The 2484-nt window shown below is 41.0% G+C and carries 3 protein-coding genes; all 3 read right to left on the reverse strand.

Annotation, left to right across the window (positions count from 1 at the left end):
• Positions 1 to 95: 95 nt before the first annotated feature.
• Positions 96 to 1265, reverse strand: a complete 1170-nt coding sequence (locus QZZ35_RS11025) for an AAA family ATPase (RefSeq protein WP_291237449.1) — start codon at positions 1263 to 1265, stop codon at positions 96 to 98.
• A 20-nt stretch (positions 1266 to 1285) separates the two neighbouring features.
• Positions 1286 to 2080 carry an RNA ligase family protein gene (locus QZZ35_RS11030; RefSeq protein WP_291237450.1) on the reverse strand — a complete coding sequence of 265 codons (795 nt, stop codon included), beginning with the start codon at positions 2078 to 2080 and terminating at the stop codon, positions 1286 to 1288.
• A 22-nt stretch (positions 2081 to 2102) separates the two neighbouring features.
• Positions 2103 to 2484 (reverse strand): methyltransferase domain-containing protein (locus tag QZZ35_RS11035; RefSeq protein ID WP_291237451.1); only part of this gene is annotated, 382 nt, incomplete at its 5' end.

The following is a 2484-nucleotide window of genomic DNA, read 5'->3' on the forward strand; positions in this document are numbered from 1 at the left end:
GCAAAAGCGCCAAGACGTAAAGAGGGACGATTTACAATCATTTAAAACATGGGGCAGGATACCCTGACGGTATTCTGCCCCATTAAGTTACTGTGCTAAACACAAATCCATTCAACTTTATGTGCTTCTTCGGTTGTCGGCAAAACTGTTTTTCCAAGCATTTTTTCTACAGCTTGCATAGGTACTTCTGCCTCGCGGCTGCAGTTTCGTTCTTTTTGGGTGTTCCAGTCTGTTTCAAGATATACTACTCTCACCCGAGCTCCATAGCGCTCAAATAATCCAATCTGTTTTTGTCTTGTATCTTTCGTAATATTTGTTGCATTCCAGACAAAAGGCTGATGCTGTCTTAAATATATCTTGGCTCGTTCCTGTGCTTCCTGAATGACAATTCCCTGGTTCTCAGTCGGATTCACATGCATTTCTTTACGGATATCATCCAAAGAAATCATCGGATAATCCGGAATCATTCTTCCGATCCAGGTATCTTTTCCTGTTCCCGGCAGTCCAGACATCAGTAGAACTTCCCCCCAGGTATCATCATAAAGTGTCTGATCCGGCTGAACGTTTCTTCCTCTTAAATAGGCATGCTTTGTAAAAGAATCATTGAAATGATATGGACCATCTAAGCAGCCGGCTTCTTCTGCAATAACTCTGCACAATTCTATCTTTTCGAGCTGCTCATCCATATCTCCCGCAATTCTTCCACGCATATCCGCTTCTGATAGAATACAAAGTAAATCCCATGAGAATTCCGGTACCAGTTCTCCTATTGCTGCAACCGTTCGAATTTTCAATTCCGACTCATCCTGGTCAATCAAATGTACCGGCAGCATATGGTATCTTACCAAAGTACATATCAGCTCCCGAAGCTGAATACTTTCCTTATTTCCGCAAAGACCACACGTTTGCCAGAGATATTCTCTGGTCATCCGACTGCCTGTGGAAGAATGATTCGGTGAAACCAATTTCCCATCCTCTGATTTTGTTGTTCTTATTTTTCCTACATCGTGAAATACTCCCGCTGCAAATAATCCAATTTTCTGCATCTCAGACAGTTTCCAGAATGCAGGTATGCGAATTAATTCGTCACACACCATCCGTGTATGGATATAGACATCTCCTTCTCCATGAAACTCCGGGTTCTGAGAAGTATTTTTCATTTCCTGAAAATAATATCCCAATGAAGATCTCCGGATTGCCACCCAGTCAATTCCTGCATCAGAAGAAGCATTCAACAGCTTTTCTACTTCATGTATAAAATTCAACCTGCTTCCCCCTCTTCAATTTATTCAAACAAACTTGCGACCGGTACTGCCAATTTATTTGGAATAATCGGTTTATCAATCCAATTGTTTTCTGAAAAATTGACAGATTGGACGAAGGCGGCACGAACATATTTCATACGATCCACAACCTGACCCTTCTCTTCCACCTTAATATAAAGACCCTCCATCAAACCGGAAAGCTCTGTTTCATCACAGCTTCTTTCAGTATCCAAGCCTATTTTCAATGCTTCCTCATATAAGCTTGCTCTCTGATTTCCTGTCACATATTTTGACTTTCCAAGCAGCTTTAACATGTCTTCTTTTGACTTATAAATACCGGTACCCAAAACCGGAACGGAAACGATCGGCAGATCTTTCAACATTTCATGACGGCTTGGCGTATCCAGAAAAATTCCTGTTTCTCTATCCAAAATGTCAAATTCCAGAAAATAATGTGGAAGTGCATCATAATACACGGTGTGCTTTGCATACATCCACTCACCATACATGATATATCTTGTTCCAAGAACTTTATAAAATGCATCTCTATGAACCATAGCCCACTGTTTCATCATGTTATAATGACGCTCTCTGTATCCGCCGGTCAGATAATGTCCACGGCTCTGAAGAAGAAGTTCTCCTCCTGCATCAAAGGAAATTGCTGAATTTGCACCATCACATTTTTCTTCAATCACCAAATTCTTTCCCGCTATTTCAGAAAAAGGAATCTGACTTAAATCTTCATCTCCCGGCTGAAGACGGGAGCCTTCAATATGCGGTGTACGAGGATATTTACGTATCTCAAATCTATTCATGTTTTTCACCTTCATATATATTCTACTCTATCGCAGCTACCATAAACAAATGTCCCTCTACTCCATCAAAATGAAGCTTTGTACAGCCTGCTTCTGCAAACATCTTTGTCAATTTCTCTTTGGTCAGCAAATGAATGTGTTCCGGGTTATCATCCGGTTTAGATGGAACAGATACCACCACATATTGCTTTGCCATTTTCACAGCTGCTGTAATTGCTTTCTCAACTTCCGTAATATGTTCCAGTACTTCCAACAAAGTAATCACGTCAAAAGATTTATCCAGGTATGGCTGATCACAAATATTCTTCTGTTCCGCATGCATCTGCTTGAAACCACCGGATGCTAACTCATGTGACATGCTCCCACCACTTAAATCAAGGATTATGAAGTGGGGGCTTCCTGTT

Source organism: Frisingicoccus sp., from assembly GCA_016298055.1.
Taxonomy (GTDB): Bacteria; Bacillota; Clostridia; order Lachnospirales; family Lachnospiraceae; genus Frisingicoccus.

What these genes read in the sequence shown, in the direction of transcription:
- QZZ35_RS11030 (WP_291237450.1), bottom strand. Translation starts at nt 2,080, where the DNA reads ATGAATAGATTTGAGATACGTAAATATCCTCGTACACCGCATATTGAA.